Here is a 17,383-nt window from a genome sequence, read left to right as displayed (position 1 = left end):
AGTTCTCATGTCCAGTCCGAACAGCTCCGACCCGTCGACGGTGTGCCGCCAGGTGATCGTGGCCCGGATCAAGCCGGGTTCCGAAGAAGCCGTGGCGGGCATCTTCCGAGACTCCGACCGCACCGACCTGCCGTACGCCCTGGGGGTGCGCCAGCGATCCCTTCACAGTCTGGGCGACCTGTACGTCCATATCATCGACTTCGATCGCAGCGCCGAGGAGGCGATGCGGGCCGGGGTCGGGCTGCCGGGATTCACCGACATCAGTGATCGGTTGCGACCGTTCATCCAGCCGTATCTGCCGACCTGGCGTTCACCGGCCGATGCGGCCGCGCAACGCTTCTACACCTGGCAGCCGCAGTCATGAGCGCCACCGGCCAGTGGGTCTCCTGCTCAGGCTGCCGGTCCCTGGTGTACCGGCCGCGCCTTCGCCGTAACCTCCAGGTCTGCCCGGAGTGTGCCCATCACCACCGTCTCAGCGCGGTGGAGCGCATCGCTCAACTGGTGGACGAAAACACCTTTCGGACCCTGTCGGTCAGCGCCACCGACGACGATCCGCTGACGTTCGCGGACTCACGTCCCTACGGTGAGCGCCTGGCAACGGCCCGTCAGCTCACCGGGCAGGATGACGCGGCCGTGGTCGGGACGGCGGTCCTGGGTGGCACCCCGTGCGTTCTGGGGGTGATGAACTTCGGTTTCCTGGGCGGAAGCATGGGCAGCGCCGTGGGAGAGGCTGTCTGCACCGCCGTGGAAGAGGCCCAGAGGCGATCGCTGCCTCTCGTCCTGATCACCGCCTCCGGCGGTGCCCGTATGCAGGAGGGTGTCCAGGCCCTGCTGCAGATGGCGAGGACGGCCCAGGCCATGGCGCAGATGCGCGAGGCCGGACTGCTGAGTGTCTGCGTCCTGACCGATCCCACCTTTGGCGGGGTGACAGCCTCCTTCGCCTCGCTGGGCGACATCCTGATCGCGGAAGAGGGTGCGCTGATCGGGTTCGCCGGCCCACGGGTCATCACCCAGACCGTGGGCGAAGACCTGCCCACCGGGTTTCAGCGGGCGCATTCGCTGCTGGAGCACGGCCTGGTCGACCGGGTCGAGCACCGCGAGCAACTACGGCCGGTGCTGGCCCGCATCCTGCGGCTGCACCGCCGGGCCCCGGCCGCAACGGTCGGCGTAACCGGCAGGCGCTGCTCTGCCGGTGTGCCTCGTCAGGCCGCTGGGCCGGGGACCGCCGAGCCTCAGGAGGCCTGGGCCGTGGTGCAGCGGGCCCGGGACCGTGATCGACCCACTACCCGTGAATACCTGGCGGAGGCGTTCGACGACTTCCTCGAGCTGCACGGCGACCGCGCCTTCGGCGACGATCCGGCCGTCGTGGGCGGTGTGGCTCGCCTGGGAGAGCGCGCGGTCGTCGTGATCGGTCACCAGAAGGGCCACACAACCAACGATCTCGTTCAGAGCAACTTCGGCATGCCGCACCCGGAGGGCTACCGCAAGGCACTACGCCTGCTGCGGCACGCCGAACGGCTCGGGCTGCCGGTCGTCACCCTGATCGATACTCCTGGAGCCTATCCCGGGGTGCAGGCGGAGGAACGCGGGCAGTCCGCCGCCATCGCCGAGATCATCGCGGCATCCAGCCAGTTGATGGTTCCCGTGGTCAGTGTGGTGACCGGGGAGGGTGGGAGCGGCGGTGCCCTGGCCCTGGCCACCGGCGACCGTCTGCTGGTTCTGGAGAACGCCTTCTTCTCGGTGATCAGTCCGGAGGGGTGTGCCTCGATCCTGTGGCGTACCGCCCAGGCCGCCCCGAAGGCGGCAGCCGCGCTGCGGCTGACCGCTGCGGACCTTTACGACTTGGGGGTGGCCGACGAGATCGTGCCCGAGCCGCCCGGGGGAGCCCAGCGGGACCCGGCGGCGATGCACGAACGTCTGCGCGCCGCTGTTACGCAGGTGCTGGAGGACATCTGCTCCGGGGACGAGCGGGAGCGTGCGCAGCGCCGGCGAGAACGCATCCGGCGCTTCGGGCAGCCGTCGATCCTGGCCGAGCCGCCGCTCGAGGTCGAGACCGAGCACGTGACACAGGTCGTCGTGGAAGGGGCAAGCGCATGAAACAGACAGCACGACCAGACAGCGAAATGCAGTCCGAGCCGGACCCGGGCGCGGTCGACATCACGGATCAGGCTCTTCTGCTGGCTCGGCAGCTGCCCGGCCAGGTGCGACGGATCTCGGTGCGCCACGGCCGTAGTTCTGTGGAGATCGACTGGCACGGTGAGCCGGGCGGCGCCGCCCCGGCCGTGGCCGCGAGGTCTGACGGCGGCACGCCGGACGCGCCGGCCGGGGCCGGGGTCCACGCGGTCCCCTCACCGCTGGTGGGTACTTTCTACCGGGCTCCCTCGCCCGGCGCGTCAACCTTCGTGGAGGTGGGCTCGGCGGTCCAGACCGGTCAGACCCTGGGCATCGTGGAAGCGATGAAGCTGATGAACCCGATCATCTGCGATGTGGCCGGGCAGGTACTGGAACTGCCGGTGGCGGACGGTGAATCGGTGCAGTTCGGTCAGACCCTGGTGCGCATCGCCGCAGCTGAGCCGGCCGGCCCGGTCGAGGGCGGGTGAGACAGATGTTCTCCACCGTGCTGATCGCCAACCGGGGCGAGATCGCCCTGCGGGTGGCCCGCACCTGCCGGGAACTGGGCCTGCGCACCGTGGCGGTGCACTCCACCGCCGACTGTGACGCGGCCGTGGTGCGGTTCGCCGACCAGGCCGTGCAGATCGGCCCGCCCGCACCCCGGCGTAGCTATCTGAACATCCCGGCGGTGATCGAGGCGGCCCGGACCGCGGGCGCCGACGCCATCCATCCGGGATACGGTTTCCTCTCCGAAGACCCTGATTTCGCGCAGATCTGCGCCGACCACGACATCGTGTTCATCGGGCCACCGCCCCAGGTCATGCAGCAACTGGGCAACAAGGCGGTCGCCCGGGAACTGATGGCCGAGGCCGGCCTGCCGCTGCTGCCCGGCTCGACCCGGCCGGTGAACGATCTCGACCACGCCCGGGCGGTGGCGGCCGCCACCGGGTACCCGCTCGTGATCAAGGCCGCGGCCGGGGGTGGGGGCCGGGGCATCACCGTCGTCCGGGATCCGGCCGACCTGGCTCAGGCCTGGACCACCACCCGGCGCACCGCGCAGAACGTGTTCGGCGACAGCCGTGTCTACATCGAGAAGTATCTGGAAAGGGCCCGGCACATCGAGGTCCAGGTGCTGGTGGACCAGCACGGCAACGGTGTGCACCTGGGCGAGCGCGACTGCTCGGTGCAGCGACGCCACCAGAAGCTGGTGGAGGAGGCTCCCGCGGTGGGCCTGAGCCCGGCCCAGCGGGCCCACATCGGTGAGCTCGCCGTGCAAGGTGCCCTGGCCGTCGGATACACCGGGGTCGGCACGCTGGAGTTCCTCATGGACGAGCAGGGCAGCTTCGCGTTCATGGAGATGAATGCCCGCATCCAGGTCGAGCACCCGGTCACGGAGATGGTCACCGGCCTGGACCTGGTCCGGGAGCAGATTCTGGTGGCGGCCGGGGAACCGCTGGGCATCCGCCAGCCGGACGTGGTGTTCACCGGAGCGTCGATCGAGTGCCGGATCAACGCCGAAGACCCGTCTCGTGACTTCCTGCCCACCCCCGGGCTTCTGAGTGTCTTCGACGTGCCCGGCGGACCGGGGGTGCGGATCGACACCGGGTACCGGGCCGGGGCCGTCGTCAGCCAGCACTACGACTCGCTGCTGGCCAAGATCGTCACCTGGGCGCCGGACCGGGAGCGGGCCGTGGCCCGGATGAGCCGCTGCCTGTCCGAACTGCGGGTGGACGGGCCGGGAGTGGCCACCACCCGGGAACTGCACCAGGACATCCTGGCGTCCGAGACCTTCCGGTCCGGCCGCCACCACACCGGTTTCCTCGACGGGGCCGGATCGCCGCTGCACCTGCAGGCAACTGCCGGAGGGAAGATCTGATGACCGACCAAGCCTTCACCATGGCCGACTTGATGAACCTACTCGTGACGGCGGTGGGACTGCCGGCCTCCGAACGCACCGAGGACACCTCGCTCACGCTGACCGACATCGGTCTGGACTCCCTGGCCTTCCTGCAGTTGCAGACAGTGCTGCAGGAACGCTACGGGGTGGCCATCGACGAGATGGACGAGGCCGAGGACTATCCGCTGGGCCGGCTGGTCGACCTGGTCAACGGGGCCCGGGCCGGCGTCTCCCAGGAGGTGGCTCCGCGATGAGCACCCAGAGCCGGCAGCAGCCCGCCCGAGCGGAGGTCCAGACCCCCGGGCACGTCGACAACGAGATCGTCATCGACGCTCCGATGGACCTGGTCTGGGACATGACCAACGACGTGGCCTCCTGGCCGGAGCTTTTCAGCGAGTACGCCCAGGCCGAGATCCTCGAGCAGAAGGGCTCCACCGTCCGGTTCCGGCTCTCGATGCACCCGGACGAGAACGGCCAGGTCTGGTCCTGGGTGTCCGAGCGCACGCTGGACCGCCAGAACCGTCAGGTCCAGGCGCGGCGCACCGAACCCGGGCCGTTCCAGTTCATGGATATCCGGTGGACGTACGAGGCGGCCGGTGGCGGGGTGCGGATGCGCTGGGTCCAGGACTTCGCCATGCGCCCGGATGCCCCGGTCGACGACGCCACCATGACCGCGCGGATGAACGCCAACACCGGCATCCAGATGCAACTGATCCGCGAGAAGGTTGAGCAGGCCGCGCGGGCACAGGTGGCCGCCGGTCAGGACCGGATCCCGACGGTGCGGCTGTCGCAGGTCCCCTCCAACCGCCGTCGGGGCGGTGACCTGCGAACGCTTCTGTCCCCGTCGACCTGCGGGGCCACGGCGGGTTTCATGGGTGTCCTGCGACTGCTGCCCGGTGAGGTCGTCACCGAGCACTGGCACCCCTACTCCGAGGAGTTCATCTACTGCGTCAGCGGTGAGATCACCCTGACCCTCGATGGGCAGCCGCGGCAATTGCACGCCGAGGAAGGAGTCTGCGTTCCCATCGGCACCCGGCACCGCCTGCACAACCAGGGGGAGCAGGAGGCGCACCTGGTTTTTCAGCTGGCCCCGCTGGCCCCCGAACCACGCCTGGGCCACGTGGACACCGAAGCGCTGCCGGCCCCCGACGCGCCGCACGAACCGATGCGCCGGGCGCAACCAGCTCCGGTCGCCCCGGCTACCGGCCCCCGGCCCAAGGTCAAGCAGTGAAGGGCCTGCACCGGGCCGCCGTCGTGACCGGCATCGGGGTGGTGGCGCCCGGCGGAGTGGGCAGGAAAGCGTTCTGGCAGTTGCTGATCGACGGGCGCACCGCCACCCGCCGGATCACCTTCTTCGACCCGGCGCCGTTCCGCTCGCAGATCGCCGCCGAGGTCGACATCGACATGGCCGCGGCCGGGCTGAGCCCGCAGGAGATCGCTCGCACCGACCGCTTCGTACAGTTCGCGATGATCGCCGCCGACGAGGCGGTCACGGACTCGGGCCTGGACCTGAACTCCGGCAACGGCGTGGATCACGACCGGCTGGCGGTCAGTCTGGGCAGTGCCGTGGGCGCCACCATGAGGCTGGAACAGGAATACGTCGACGTCAGCGACGGCGGCCGGCAGTGGCTGGTGGACCCGGCCTACGGCAGTCACTTCCTGGATCGGGTGCTGCAGCCCAGCAGCGGCGCGGCCGAGCTGGCCGCCCGCTTCCACGCCCACGGCCCCACCTCGCTGATGTCCACCGGCTGCACCTCCGGCATCGACGCGGTCGGGCACGGGCTGCAGCTGATCGAGGACGGGGAGGCCGACATCGTGATCGCCGGCGCGGCCGACGCCCCCATCTCACCGATCTCGGTGGCCTGTTTCGACGCGATCCGGGCCACCTCGTCCCGTAACGACGACCCGCAGACCGCCTCCCGCCCCTTCGACGCCACCCGCGACGGATTCGTGATGGGCGAAGGCTCCGCGGTCCTGATCCTGGAGGAGGAACACCACGCCCGCGCTCGCGGCGCTCACGTCTACGCCCGAATCGGCGGTTTCGCCAACCGCTCCAACGCCTTTCACATGACCGGTCTGCGCCCCGACGGCGCCGAGATGAGTATCGCCATCGACGAGGCCCTGCGTCAGGCCCGCCTGGCTCCCGACCAGGTGGACTACGTCAACGCTCACGGATCGGGCACCAAGCAGAACGACCGGCACGAGACCGCCGCGGTGCGCCGCAGCCTGGGTGAGCACGCCTATCGCACCCCGATGAGCTCGATCAAGTCGATGGTGGGGCACTCGCTGGGTGCGATCGGCTCGATCGAGGTCGCTGCGTGCGCCCTGGCCATCCGGTACGGGGTGGTGCCGCCGACCGCCAACCTGGAGACCCCGGATCCCGACTGCGACCTGGATTACGTGCCCAAGACCGCCCGGGACATGCCGATCGACGTCGCGGTCTCGGTCGGCAGCGGGTTCGGCGGTTTCCAGTCGGCGATCGTCCTGACCGGCCACGACCGGATCGCCTCGTGAGCCGGGCCGTCGTCACCGGCCTGGGTGTCGTGGCCCCCAGCGGTGTCGGGGTGGCCGCGCACTGGGAAAGTCTGCAGGCCAACGAGTCCCGTATCACGCCACTACCGGGGGACAGGGCCAGGACCTACGGGGTCACCGGGGCCGGGCAGGTGCCGGGTTTCCGGGCCGCCGACCATGTCGACGAGCGGCTCCTGATCCAGACCGACCGCTGGACCTGGTTCTCGCTGGCAGCAGTGCAATTGGCGATGGACGACGCCGGTTTCGACCCCGGCGATCAGGACCCCTATGCGGTGTCGGTCTCCCTGGCTGCGGCCTCGGGCGGCAACGAGTTCGGGCAGCGGGAAATGACCAGCCTCTACACCCGAGGGCCGCGCGCGGTCACCGCTTACCAGTCCATTGCCTGGTTCTACGCCGCCAGCACCGGTCAGGTCTCGATCCGCCACGGTTTCAAGGGCTCCTCCAGCGTGCTGGTGACTGAGGGAGCGGGTGGCCTGGACAGTCTGGGCCACGCCCGCCGGGTGATCCGGCGGGGAACGGCCGCGGTGCTGGCCGGTGGTACCGAAGCCGGTCTCTCGCCGTATGCACTGGCTTGTCAGGCCGCCGGTGGGCGCCTGAGCGCCGGCGGCTACGCGCCCTTCGACACCGGTGCGAGCGGGTTCGTGCCGGGGGAAGGCGGGGCGGTCCTGCTGGTGCAGGACGCCGACCGTCTGGGGCGGCACGACGACACGGTGGTCTACGGCGAGATCGCCGGGTACGCGGCGACGCACGATGCCACCCACGACGTGACCGCAGGGCCCGACCACGAAGCCGGTTCCCAGCTGACGCGGGCCATGCGCCTGGCCCTGAGCGACGCCGGGGTCAGCGCCGAGGAGGTGGATCTGGTCATCGCCGACGCGGCGGGGCTTCCCGACTGGGACCGGCTGGAGATCCGGGCCCTTCAGGAGGTGTTCGGGCACCGGTCGTCCCCGGTTCCCGTAGCCGCTCCCCAAGCGCTGGTGGGGCGGATGGGAGCCGGGGGTTCCGCTCTGGCGGCCGCCACCGCCCTGCTGTGCATCCGCCACGGCTTTCTTCCCGCCGTGGGCAACCTTCACGAGCCGATCACCGCCCCGGGCCTGGAGCTCGTTCGCCGCCCGCGTCCGCAACCGGTCCAGACCGTCCTGGTGAATGCCCGGGGACTGGGCGGTTTCAACAGCTGCCTGGTTCTGCGCCGCTACCGTCCGGAGGAATCCCATGAGTGAGAAGTCCATCGTCCGCACCATCGTGCGGATGCGCGCCCGCGAGGGGTGCGAAAATGCCTTCGCCGCGGCCTGGCAGCGGGCCGCACCCCGGATCAGCCTGGTGCCGGGCAACCTGAGCCAGCAACTGCTGCGCGACGACGCCGACCCCCGCACGTTCATGATCGTTTCCGACTGGGCCGACCGTGCCTCGGTGGACGCCTTCGGCCGTTCGGACCTGCGCGAGCACCTCACCGAGGCACTGCGTGACCTGCGCGAGGAGGCATCCCGCTCGACCTTCGCGGTGCTGGAGTCGCTCAGTGCCGGCCAGGCCCGGCCGGTGCGGGTGGACGTCAGCACCAGCGTGCAGCCGGGCGAGGAGGCCGACTTCGAACGGGCCTATCTCACCGTGGCCGAGCGGGTTTCCACCGCCCCCGGGCACCTGCGGGAGGAACTGCTGCTGGAACCGGACGGGCTGCGCTACCACATCTTTGCCGAGTGGGAGTCGGAGCAGGAGTTCCTGCAGTGGGTGGAGGACCCGGCCCACCTGAAGGACGCGGGACCTCTGGCCCGATGGCTCTCGGTCGATTTCAGCCGCCAGGTCTACCAGGTGCGTCAGCGGCCGGAGAAGGCTGAAACAGCTTCCCCGATCGAGGCTGTCGACGTGCGCCGGGTGGAGGTACCGCGAGGGCCGGAACCGATGTCCTTCTCTGACGTGATCGTCGTGGGGGCCGGGCCGACCGGTCTGACGCTGGCGATCGAACTGGCCCGGCGCGGCATCGGCGTGCGGGTGATCGAGCGCCGCCAGGAAGCTGCCACCCAGGCCGACAAGGCCATCGGGATCCACTGCCGGACCATGGAGATCTGGGAACGCCAGGGGGTGGTGACCGAGGCGATCAACGCAGGGACGTGGCTGTACGGGCAGACGGTCTATGTGAACGGCAGACTCACGCACCAGGTCGACTGGTCCCATCTGGAAGAACTGCCCTACGCCCACCTGGGGCTGCCGCAGTACGAGACCGAACGCATCCTGCACGAACGCCTGAACCGCCTGGGTGTGCAGGTGGAACGAGGCCTGGAACTGACCGGCCTGCATCAGGGCACGGACGGCGTGCAGGCGCAGGTACGCGACGTGAACGGAACGGAAAGCTCGCTCGCGGCAAAGTATCTGGTCGGCTGCGACGGTGCGCACAGCGGGGTGCGGGCCGAGCTGGGGCTCACCTTCGAGGGCGGTATCTCGATGTTCCCGCAGCTGTTCATGCTCGGTGACGTCGACCTGGACTGGGACATGCCGGCCGGGCACCTGCTGCGGTTCGTGCGGATCGAGGAGGACGGTGATTTCACCGGCATGCTGGTCTGCGTGCCGCTGAAGGGCCGGGGGCGATACCGGGTGGCGACGCTGGCCCCGGAACATCTGCAGCAAAGTGTCGGCTCAGGGGTGGTCCCGGCCGGGTTCTGGCAGGAGTACGAACCGCCCGGGCTCCACGACATCCAGGACGTCCTGGACGACCTGGCCCCACCCGGCACCACGGCCTCCAACCTGCGCTGGTCCTCGGTCTTCCGGATCAAGCACGGCATTGTCGACCGGTACCGGCAGGGGCGGGTGTTCGTCGCCGGCGACGCCGCCCACCTGCACCCACCGGCCGGCGGCCAGGGCATGAACACCGGCATCCAGGACGCCTGGAACCTGGGCTGGAAACTGGCGCAGGTCCTGCGTGGGCACTCCCGTCCGGACCTGCTGGACAGCTACGAGGCCGAGCGCCGGCCGGCCGGGCGGGCCATCGTGGACCGGGCCGTCAACCTCGCCTTCACCGACGAGATGGACATGGAGGACCAGAAGGCCCAGTTCCTGCTGGAGATGCAGATGACGATGAACTACGCCGACAGCCCGCTGGTCGGGCAGCAGATCGGCGAGGAGATCGACCCCGGCGCCGGGCCACTGCCCGGGCACCGCGCCCCGGACGTCACCGGTCTGCGCAGATTCGGGGTCGGTCATCCCTTGCGGCTCTTCGACGTCCTGAACGATCCGCGCGCCACGCTGGTGCTGTACGCCGACGCGAGCACTGGCGATGCCGGGCTGGCCGAGATCGGCAGCGCGGCCGCACTGGCCCGGGAAGTTACTTCCGGGCAACTGAACATCTGCATGATCGTCGCGAACGAGCTGCCGCAGCAGACGCTGCCGGAGAATGTGCACGACCTGCCCGTCTACCGGGACGGCGACGGGTATTTCGCCAAGATCTACGAGTTGGGCGGCCCCGCGGCCTATCTCGTGCGTCCCGACGGGCACATCGGTTACCGGAGTGTGCCGATGTCCTCGCCCGCCCTGCGTGAGCACCTCACGCTGATCTATCGCTGAAGGGTCGGCTGTCGGATCCATGTCCCGATTCACGAACCTGGTCCTGGCCCATCGCCGGTGGGTCGTCCTGGCCTGGGTGGTTCTGGCGGTCGCCGGTGGGGCGCTGGCCGCCACCACCGTCGACCGGCTGGGCTACGACTTCAGCACACCGGGCCGGCCCGGGTACGAGACCAACGAGGCGATCGCCGAGGAGTTCGGTAACGGCGGGGCGACCGATCCGCTGCTGATCGTCGTCACGGTGCCCGACACTACGACCGTCATCAAGCAGCGCAAGGCCCTGACGGCGCTGTACGGGCAGCTGGCCCAGCCGGGCTGGCGGGTCGCCACACCGTTCGACGAGGGCCGGGGTGCGCGAAGGCTCATCGGGCGGGACGGACGCACCGCAGTCGCCCTGGTCTATCCGCCCACCGTGCCGGGCCCCGACCCCTACGCCGCCGCCCTGCCCCAGCTGGAACAGCAAGTGGCCCGGCAGTCGGTGGCCGGTGCCCCGGTCCGCATCACCGGAGCTCAGCTGCTGGCCGAGAACGGTGGTGAGGAGCGGCCGGTGGCAGTGGAGATCGCTCTGGGGGCCGGGGCCGCCCTGATCATCCTGGCTCTGGTCTTCGGCTCGTTCCTGGCCCTGATACCCCTGGTGACCGCGGCGGTGGCGATCACCACGACGTTCCTGCTGGTCCTGGGACTGACCGCGGTCACCGAGATCAGCTTCATCGTCCAGTACCTGATCGGCCTGATCGGGTTGGGGGTGGCCATCGACTACTCGCTGCTGATCGTCATGCGATGGCGTCAGGAACGCGCGAACGGCGCGGACGAGGTCAGCGCCGTGCGCATCGCCATGTCCACAGCGGGGCGTTCGGTCCTGTTCAGCGGGGTCACCGTGGCCATCTCGCTGGCCGCCCTGGTGGTGCTGCCTGTGCCGTTCCTGCGAAGCGTCGGCATCGGCGGACTGCTCATCCCGCTGGTCAGTGTCATGGTCGCGCTGACCCTTCTGCCGGTGCTGCTGCTGACCCTGGGCCCGCGCCTGGAGTGGCCCCGCCGTCAGGCCCCCCGCACCGAAAGCGCCCTGTGGCACCGTGTCGGCCAGGGGGTTCTGCGTTTTCGCTGGGCCAGCATCCTGGTCTCGGTGGGAGTGCTGCTGGTGCTGGCCTCGCCGGTTCTGGGGATGCGCCTGGGGGCTCCGGAGAGCGCAGCCGTCGCCGACGGAACCTCCGCCCCGGCGGTGGCTTTCCGGCAGGCGGTGGAGGCGGGCATTCCTCCCGGGGTCACCCGGCCGGTTGAGGTGCTCGCTCGCGACACCACATCGGCCGTCACGAAAATGGCCGCGGTCGAGGGAGTCTCGGCAGTTCTCGCTCCGGCCGGCCCGGCCTGGAAGGCTGACGGCGATGAGCTGATGAGTGTGGTGCTGACCCAGGACGCCTCCACCGAGCAGGCCCGACGGAGCCTGGACCGCGTCCGTGACACCGCACGTACGCAACTGCGTGTCACCAGGGTCGGGGGGAGTGCCGCCGCCGAGGTGGACGCGGTGGAAGCGATCTACGGCCAGGCCTGGTGGATTCTGCTGATGATCGTGGCCATCACGTTCGCTCTGCTGGCTTACGCCGTGCGCTCGGTGTGGTTGCCCGTGAAGGCGCTCGTGCTGAACGGCGTCTCGATCGCGGCCGCGTACGGCATCACGGTGTGGATCTGGCAGGAGGGTCATCTGACGCAGACGCTGTTCGGCGTCAGTGCGACGGGCAGCCTGACGTACTGGGTCCCGATCGCGGCGTTCTCGTTCCTGTTCGGCCTGTCCATGGACTACGAGGTGTTCATCCTCAGCCGTATCCGCGAGGAGCGCGACGGAGGGCAGGACACCGACACAGCCGTGGTCACCGGCCTGGCCCACACCGGTCAGCTGGTGACCTGCGCCGCCCTCATCCTGTTCTTCGCCTTCGTGGCCCTCTCCACCGTGCCGGTGGTGGATGTCAAGATCTTCGCCACCACGCTGGCCCTGGGTATTCTTCTGGACGCGACGGTCGTGCGGGGAGTGCTCACCCCGGCGCTGGTGGGAGCGATGGGGCAGGCCAACTGGTGGTGGCCCGGGCGCCCCCGGCACCAGGAGGCCACGGTGCTGGACGCGCGGAGCGAGCAAGAACTGATCGGCAGCGGTCCTGCTCAAGACTCGGATGCGGGTGCTCGTTAGGAGGAGCACCGGCAAGCCTCATCGGGAAAGCGCATGTCCACGGTTGCGCTGACGTGGGCGTCTGGACCGACCTGGCGTCGCTGTTCGAGGATCGGGGAGATCCCTGAGGTGGTTCGTCCATGGGTCTGGTGTGCCGGTGGGTATGTGGGAGAGGAATCTGTTCGTGATGGCTGTGCATCCGGTCCAGCGACCGCCCCGGCCGGGGCGTCGCGGAACCGAAAGGTGACCGTCATGAGCAGAACCGACAAGCATCGGCCGTACCGGGTCAGGCTCGCGGACGTCCCGCTGTGGACCAGTCGTGCGCGCCATGATCATCGGTACGGGCCCTGCACCCTGCCCGTGGACGTGACGCCCGGTGGCGTCGAGCGTATCCGTCACGGCTGCTACTGGACCTATGGTCCGGGGCTGTACGGCGTGCGTCTGGACAATGGTGGCGCGGAGCGGAATCGCTGGCGCACGACGGCAAATCGTCAGGATCGGCGTGGGGCTCGTCGCCTCCTGCATCGCTATCGCGGCGGCGCCGCCCGCGGCTGATGCCGGGTGCCCGGCGTCCGTTGCTCCTGGCGGCGGACGCCGGTGGACATCGGTTGGGTATCGCCTCACCGGCAGTCGTTTCACGTCGGTTCGTACGGGGAGACCTGGTCACTGTTGCGCGCCGATGTCTGCTGGGCAGTTTCGGTCGAGGGCTGCGGGCCGGTCCTGATCAGTGCGCCGTCGAGAACAGCCAGTCGACGTCGTACCAGCCTGGGAAGAAACACCAGGTACGCGCCCATTCCCAGGACGATCCCGCCCGGCAGCAGGAACCACCACGACCAGGCCACAGCGGCTGCGACGACGATGAGCGCGATGACGATCTGCGTGCCGCCCCGCCACACCCGGCGGCGCTCCAGCATCGCGACCCTGTCGGCGCACAGGTCTCGCGCAGCGCGCAGCAATCGGGGGTCGGTCGGGACGGGGCCTTTCGCACTGGCTTTCTGCGCCTGGGACAGTTCGTCGGACTCGAGCCCGGTGCGCTCGGCCGCGCGCCGGTTCCGCCGGATCGTCACGGGAATCATGACCAGGCCGAACATGAGGCCGTAAAGGAACCCGGACAAGGCATTTGCTGCTAGGCGGTCAGGCTCGATGGCCAGCGCCAGTAGGACCCGCACCAGTGCACAGGCCAGTCCGGCGAGGAGCCCGCCCGCCAGCGCCAGTACCCAGGTGGGGCTGCGCTTCCGTCGGTTTCGCATGATCCATTCTTGACGACTCGTGGTGTTTCGGCGACTTCGCAGTCCGGCCTCGCCGGGCCCGGCCGGATGACACACCGACGTCATCCCTGGTGCGGCTGTGGACGCCTACGAGATCGCCCTGACCGGCACCCGACCTGTCCGCTGAAAACCAGACCCGCGCGTCCTAGGCCCTTTACGTCAGAGGCGCCAACTGCCGCACGAAGAGCTGGACATCCTGACCGAACGGGGCCGGGTTTTCGGGGTCTTGACGCAGGTCATTCCGACAGTGCCTTGATCCGGGCGGCTGTCGTCCGGAACTGCCGGGACGTCAGCCCGATGGAGACCAGGAGCACCACGGTGGCAATCCACCATCGCGGTGCTACGAACACGGCCATGGCCACGTAGAGCGCCGTCGACCCGATCTCGAACGGGAGCAACCGGGTGCGGTTCTTCTGAAGCCGAGCGAGCCGTCGGGTGGCCAGGCCGTGGGCTGCCCGGCGCAGTCGGGGATCCGGTGGTATCTGCCCACGGCGGCTGGCTGTCAGGGCCTGGTCCACGTCGTGGTACTCGGTCAGGCCGGTGGCCTCGATCGTGCGGCGCACGCGGTCCGCGGTCATCCGGCCGTCTGCCGTGCCCCAGATGAGAAGGCCCAGCATCGACGGCACGAATCGTTCTAAGGGGTGGTCGGGAAACATCAAGGTCACGAACCCGAGGGTGAAGGCGGTACCGACGACGATCTGGCAGATGGAAATCACCCACCAGGGCGCGGTGATCAGGCGGTTCCTCACGGGGCAGCCTGCCCGGTGTCGTGTGCGTCGTTCGCGGCGGCGAGTTCGTTGACGCGGCGGTCGTTTCGCGTCTTCAGCACCCGGTGGAACACCAGCCGGGGCAAGAACACCACGCAGGCCAGCAGGCCGACGATGTGGAGAACCAGAGCCAGAACTGCGCTCGTCCCCACACTCACCGAGAGCGGGAAAAACCAGTGAACGCGGTTGATGTGCCGGTAGCTCACGGAACAACCTGTTCGTTGTTCGTGGTTTCCAGGTCGACGATGCGGAGGGTCAGGCGGTTGGGCTGGATCACGGTGCAGACCAGCAGGGCCGCGAAGAAGGCCGCGGTGACCAGCCACCAGGGTGAGAGCAGGGTTGCCATCGCGATGTAGGCAAGAGTGAACACGGCGAAGAGGGTGCGTGAGCTTCTGCCTCGACGCTCGGCCTCGCTGAGATGGTGCCGGGCCACCCGGAGGGCAGCCTGACGAATACGGGGGTCGGCCGGAACGGAGCCCCGGCGGCCGGCGCGGATGGCCTGGCGCAGCTCGTGGGGATCGTTCAGCCCGGCCGCTCTGACCAGGGCGCCGTTCAGGTTGGCGATGACGTGGCCCATGAAGAAGCCGAAGACCACGCCTCCGACCACACCCACGACCACGGGGCCGATGAAACGGGCCGCACCCTCTTCGGGACCGCTGGAGGAGAAGAAGGCGAAGATGGCCAGGCCGGCCCCGAAGAAGGTTCCCTGGACCAGCGCGAGCTTCCAGCGGGGTGCTCCGACGAGCCATGTACGCATGGTCAGGATCTTCAGGGGTGTGAGATACCGTCGCATGTCCAGATTGCGGGCTTTCCTATAGTGGCCCGTGGGAATGCCGATAGCCTGAGCGGGGTATCGGCGCGACGAAAACAACGGGCTGCGCGGCCAACGAGTCTCTTCGATCCTCGGCCTCATCCAGAAGAGCTTCGGAAGGCCTTCAAGCGGAGGTGTGGGGGCGCAACGGGTGGTTCCGCGAGCTCTCACGGCGTGGGTCTGCCTGGATCTCCATCAATCGGAGGGGCCGCGGCCAGCGGTCAAGATTCTTGCGCGACGGAGGGCTCGTCAGCCCTCGTCCATAGTAGTCTTCTGAGACTTAGTCGCAGTTTGCGACTCTGCCTCCAGGATGGACGACGCATGATGGACGACGCGCACGAGGCGACGTGCGTACAGGTCGCCCCTCGATCTCGGTCGAGAAGGGTGAGCCGCGCATGAGTGGCCGGCCGGAGCATGACCGGGAGCCCGGCGGACGTCCCCGCAGCGCAGGGGAGCCGGGTGGCCCGCTGCGGCTGCTCCCGAGCCCTCGCGCCGCCTCGGTCCGGGAGACGGACGAATCCGGTGAGCAGGGTCCGCGGGCCGGCGAGGTAGGGGCCGACCGGTGGCCCGATCGGTTCGGGCCGGTGGGTGAACGAGACCCCATAGCTGAGGCCGCGCTCATGCGCCGCCGTCTGGGGAGCTACCAGCGCGGCCTGACCAGCGCCCGCAGGACCAGACCGCAGTCAGACCCGGCGTCCACGTTCAGTCCGCGTGGGGCAAGTCTTTTCATCAGCACAAGCGCAGAACGAGGAGCGGACCAGTGAACACGAGTACCGACGTCACCTGGCTGGTCGACGGGTTCGCACAGCGGGTACCAGGCGTGGCACATGCGGCCGTGGTCTCGTCCGACGGTCTTCTGCTGGCGAGTTCAGCAGGGCTGCCACGCGATCGCGCCGACCAGCTCTCCGCGGTGGCCTCCGGCCTGGGCAGCCTCACCAACGGCGCCTCGATGCTCTTCACAGCGGGATCGGTGATTCAGACGGTCGTCGAGATGCAGGGTGGGTTCCTGCTGCTGATGGCGGTCTCCGACGGTTCGTGGCTGGGCGTGCTGGCCGCGCCGACCTCTGACATCGGCCTGGTCGGCTACGAGATGACGATGCTGGTCGACCGCGTCGGACAGCACCTTTCGCCGGAGATCAGGCGCTAGAGACCGCGCTGCTCCTCGGGAAGCGCCGCGCAGCGTCGCAACCTCTCGACGGCGTCGCGGTACAAGGCCACCAGGTCGGACTCCGGGGAGTCCACCCACTCGTCGAGGGTGGCCTGCAGAAGGGCGACCGTAGTCTCTGCCAGGACGCGGGTTTCGAGTCGGTCGTTCCCCTGCTCCGTCGCGAGCAACCGCGAACGGATTCTCTCGGCGAGGGCATGGGCATGAGCGTCCGCGGCCTGCCGTAGCGCGTCCTCGCGCTCGATCAGCTGGCGCAGGACGGCGTAGTGGGTCATCTGCTGCGGTGTCACCCGGCTGAGAAGGTCGGCGGTGCACTCGGTGAGGGCGGCAAGGGTCGGGGCGACGGCCGAGGACGCCCGGGAGCGCCGGTCCATGGCCCCGGACAGATCGATCAGTTCGTGCAGTGCCGCCTCTTCCTTCGACCTGAAGTAGCGGAAGAAGGTCGCTCGCGAGACCCCGGCTTCGCCGGCGATGTCGTCCACAGTCGTCTCGGTGAAACCCCGCTCGTCGAACAGGCGCAGGGCGACGGCGCTGATCTCGTCGGTCGTCTGACGGCGTCGGCGCTCGCGCAGCGACTCGGCCGGCGCCTCGATCGCCGACGTCGTGCCGGTGCGTGTCTGTGGAGCCATGGTTCATGATACCCGTGAGTGAGACTCAGTCGCATGCTGCGACTATGTAACGGCTGTGCTTGCGAAAGGCATGGTCGTCGACGCGGTCGACGTGGCGAACCTGGACGTGCCGGCCATGATCCACGCCGGGTGGGGTCCTCGCCCCGCAACCGCTGCAGGGTCTGGACTCCGCCCCGGCGTGGCCTGTTCATGTCTACCGGCACGATCGTGGGCTCCCGGGCCTCGACGACGTAACGGGCCTCGCTGGGGTCGCCAGCGATATCGCCGCGGTGCGGGGCCTGCCGGTGGGTTCCACCTTGTCGTCATCGACCGGAAGGATGGAGTGCTCACGAAACTGACCATCGTGATGGTCGGTTCCTCTCCGGCAATCCTCAGGCCTGCGGCTGACCGGTGATATCTGACTGGCCCGGGCCACCCGCCGCGAAGCTGGCGTGCGTGAGCAGGCCCGCGGTCCCGGCAGAACCCGGAGTTCCGGCCGTGACGGCCGGGGTGAGC

General features: G+C 69.2%; 17 protein-coding genes. 12 read left to right on the top strand and 5 right to left on the bottom strand.

What is annotated here, in order from left to right:
• Positions 1 to 7 precede the first annotated feature (7 nt).
• From LR393_RS14205 to LR393_RS14155, 11 genes are all read left to right on the top strand, one after another.
• Positions 8 to 364, top strand: coding sequence for a TcmI family type II polyketide cyclase (locus LR393_RS14205; RefSeq protein ID WP_231484374.1), 357 nt, complete (start codon positions 8 to 10; stop codon positions 362 to 364).
• Positions 361 to 2,097, top strand: a complete 1,737-nt coding sequence (locus tag LR393_RS14200) for an acetyl-CoA carboxylase carboxyltransferase subunit alpha (RefSeq protein WP_231484373.1) — start codon at positions 361 to 363, stop codon at positions 2,095 to 2,097. The genes LR393_RS14205 and LR393_RS14200 overlap by 4 nt, the downstream gene beginning before the upstream one ends.
• Complete coding sequence (locus LR393_RS14195; protein WP_231484372.1) at positions 2,094 to 2,600, top strand: acetyl-CoA carboxylase biotin carboxyl carrier protein; 507 nt, start codon at positions 2,094 to 2,096, stop codon at positions 2,598 to 2,600. Before LR393_RS14200 ends, LR393_RS14195 begins: the two co-directional genes overlap by 4 nt.
• 5 nt (positions 2,601 to 2,605) lie before the next feature.
• Entirely contained in the window at positions 2,606 to 3,988 is a 1,383-nt protein-coding gene (locus tag LR393_RS14190) for an acetyl-CoA carboxylase biotin carboxylase subunit (RefSeq protein ID WP_231484371.1), read from the top strand.
• Complete coding sequence (locus tag LR393_RS14185; RefSeq protein ID WP_231484370.1) at positions 3,988 to 4,263, top strand: acyl carrier protein; 276 nt, start codon at positions 3,988 to 3,990, stop codon at positions 4,261 to 4,263. Before LR393_RS14190 ends, LR393_RS14185 begins: the two co-directional genes overlap by 1 nt.
• Entirely contained in the window at positions 4,260 to 5,240 is a 981-nt protein-coding gene (locus LR393_RS14180) for a cupin domain-containing protein (RefSeq protein WP_231484369.1), read from the top strand. Before LR393_RS14185 ends, LR393_RS14180 begins: the two co-directional genes overlap by 4 nt.
• Positions 5,237 to 6,523: a beta-ketoacyl-[acyl-carrier-protein] synthase family protein gene (locus LR393_RS14175; RefSeq protein WP_331282944.1), complete on the top strand. Its 1,287-nt coding sequence runs from the start codon at positions 5,237 to 5,239 to the stop codon at positions 6,521 to 6,523. The genes LR393_RS14180 and LR393_RS14175 overlap by 4 nt, the downstream gene beginning before the upstream one ends.
• Complete coding sequence (locus tag LR393_RS14170) at positions 6,520 to 7,761, top strand: beta-ketoacyl synthase N-terminal-like domain-containing protein (protein WP_231484368.1); 1,242 nt, start codon at positions 6,520 to 6,522, stop codon at positions 7,759 to 7,761. The genes LR393_RS14175 and LR393_RS14170 overlap by 4 nt, the downstream gene beginning before the upstream one ends.
• Positions 7,754 to 10,093: an FAD-dependent oxidoreductase gene (locus tag LR393_RS14165; protein WP_231484367.1), complete on the top strand. Its 2,340-nt coding sequence runs from the start codon at positions 7,754 to 7,756 to the stop codon at positions 10,091 to 10,093. Before LR393_RS14170 ends, LR393_RS14165 begins: the two co-directional genes overlap by 8 nt.
• 19 nt (positions 10,094 to 10,112) lie before the next feature.
• Positions 10,113 to 12,269, top strand: coding sequence for an MMPL family transporter (locus LR393_RS14160; RefSeq protein ID WP_231484366.1), 2,157 nt, complete (start codon positions 10,113 to 10,115; stop codon positions 12,267 to 12,269).
• 231 nt (positions 12,270 to 12,500) lie between these two features.
• Entirely contained in the window at positions 12,501 to 12,803 is a 303-nt protein-coding gene (locus tag LR393_RS14155; RefSeq protein ID WP_231484365.1) for a hypothetical protein, read from the top strand.
• Between the two features lie 80 nt (positions 12,804 to 12,883).
• Here the strand turns inward: LR393_RS14155 and LR393_RS14150 are convergent, their stop codons facing one another.
• The 4 genes from LR393_RS14150 to LR393_RS14135 form a co-directional block, all read right to left on the bottom strand.
• On the bottom strand, positions 12,884 to 13,498 hold the full coding sequence (locus tag LR393_RS14150) for a hypothetical protein (RefSeq protein ID WP_231484364.1): 615 nt from the start codon (positions 13,496 to 13,498) through the stop codon (positions 12,884 to 12,886).
• Between the two features lie 254 nt (positions 13,499 to 13,752).
• Positions 13,753 to 14,265 (bottom strand): hypothetical protein, encoded by a 513-nt coding sequence (locus tag LR393_RS14145; RefSeq protein ID WP_231484363.1) that lies wholly within the window; start codon positions 14,263 to 14,265, stop codon positions 13,753 to 13,755.
• Complete coding sequence (locus LR393_RS14140; RefSeq protein WP_231484362.1) at positions 14,262 to 14,489, bottom strand: hypothetical protein; 228 nt, start codon at positions 14,487 to 14,489, stop codon at positions 14,262 to 14,264. The genes LR393_RS14145 and LR393_RS14140 overlap by 4 nt, the downstream gene beginning before the upstream one ends.
• The gene (locus LR393_RS14135) at positions 14,486 to 15,040 is read right to left on the bottom strand and encodes a hypothetical protein (protein WP_231484361.1); all 555 of its coding nucleotides are present in this window, start codon (positions 15,038 to 15,040) and stop codon (positions 14,486 to 14,488) included. The genes LR393_RS14140 and LR393_RS14135 overlap by 4 nt, the downstream gene beginning before the upstream one ends.
• Positions 15,041 to 15,854: 814 nt before the next feature.
• Here LR393_RS14135 and LR393_RS14130 point away from each other — a divergent pair.
• A complete protein-coding gene (locus tag LR393_RS14130) occupies positions 15,855 to 16,241 on the top strand; it encodes a roadblock/LC7 domain-containing protein (RefSeq protein ID WP_231484360.1) in 387 nt (128 codons plus the stop codon).
• On the opposite strand, the gene LR393_RS14125 is transcribed toward LR393_RS14130, so the two are convergent.
• A complete protein-coding gene (locus LR393_RS14125) occupies positions 16,238 to 16,888 on the bottom strand; it encodes a TetR family transcriptional regulator (protein WP_231484359.1) in 651 nt (216 codons plus the stop codon). The two genes, LR393_RS14130 and LR393_RS14125, sit on opposite strands and share 4 nt — an antisense overlap.
• Between the last annotated feature and the right edge of the window lie 495 nt (positions 16,889 to 17,383).

It is taken from the genome of Kineosporia mesophila (assembly GCF_021129235.1).
Classification (GTDB): domain Bacteria; phylum Actinomycetota; class Actinomycetes; order Actinomycetales; family Kineosporiaceae; genus Kineosporia; species Kineosporia mesophila.
Note: the sequence above shows the minus strand (reverse complement) of the source record. Positions and strands in the feature narration are given on the sequence as shown.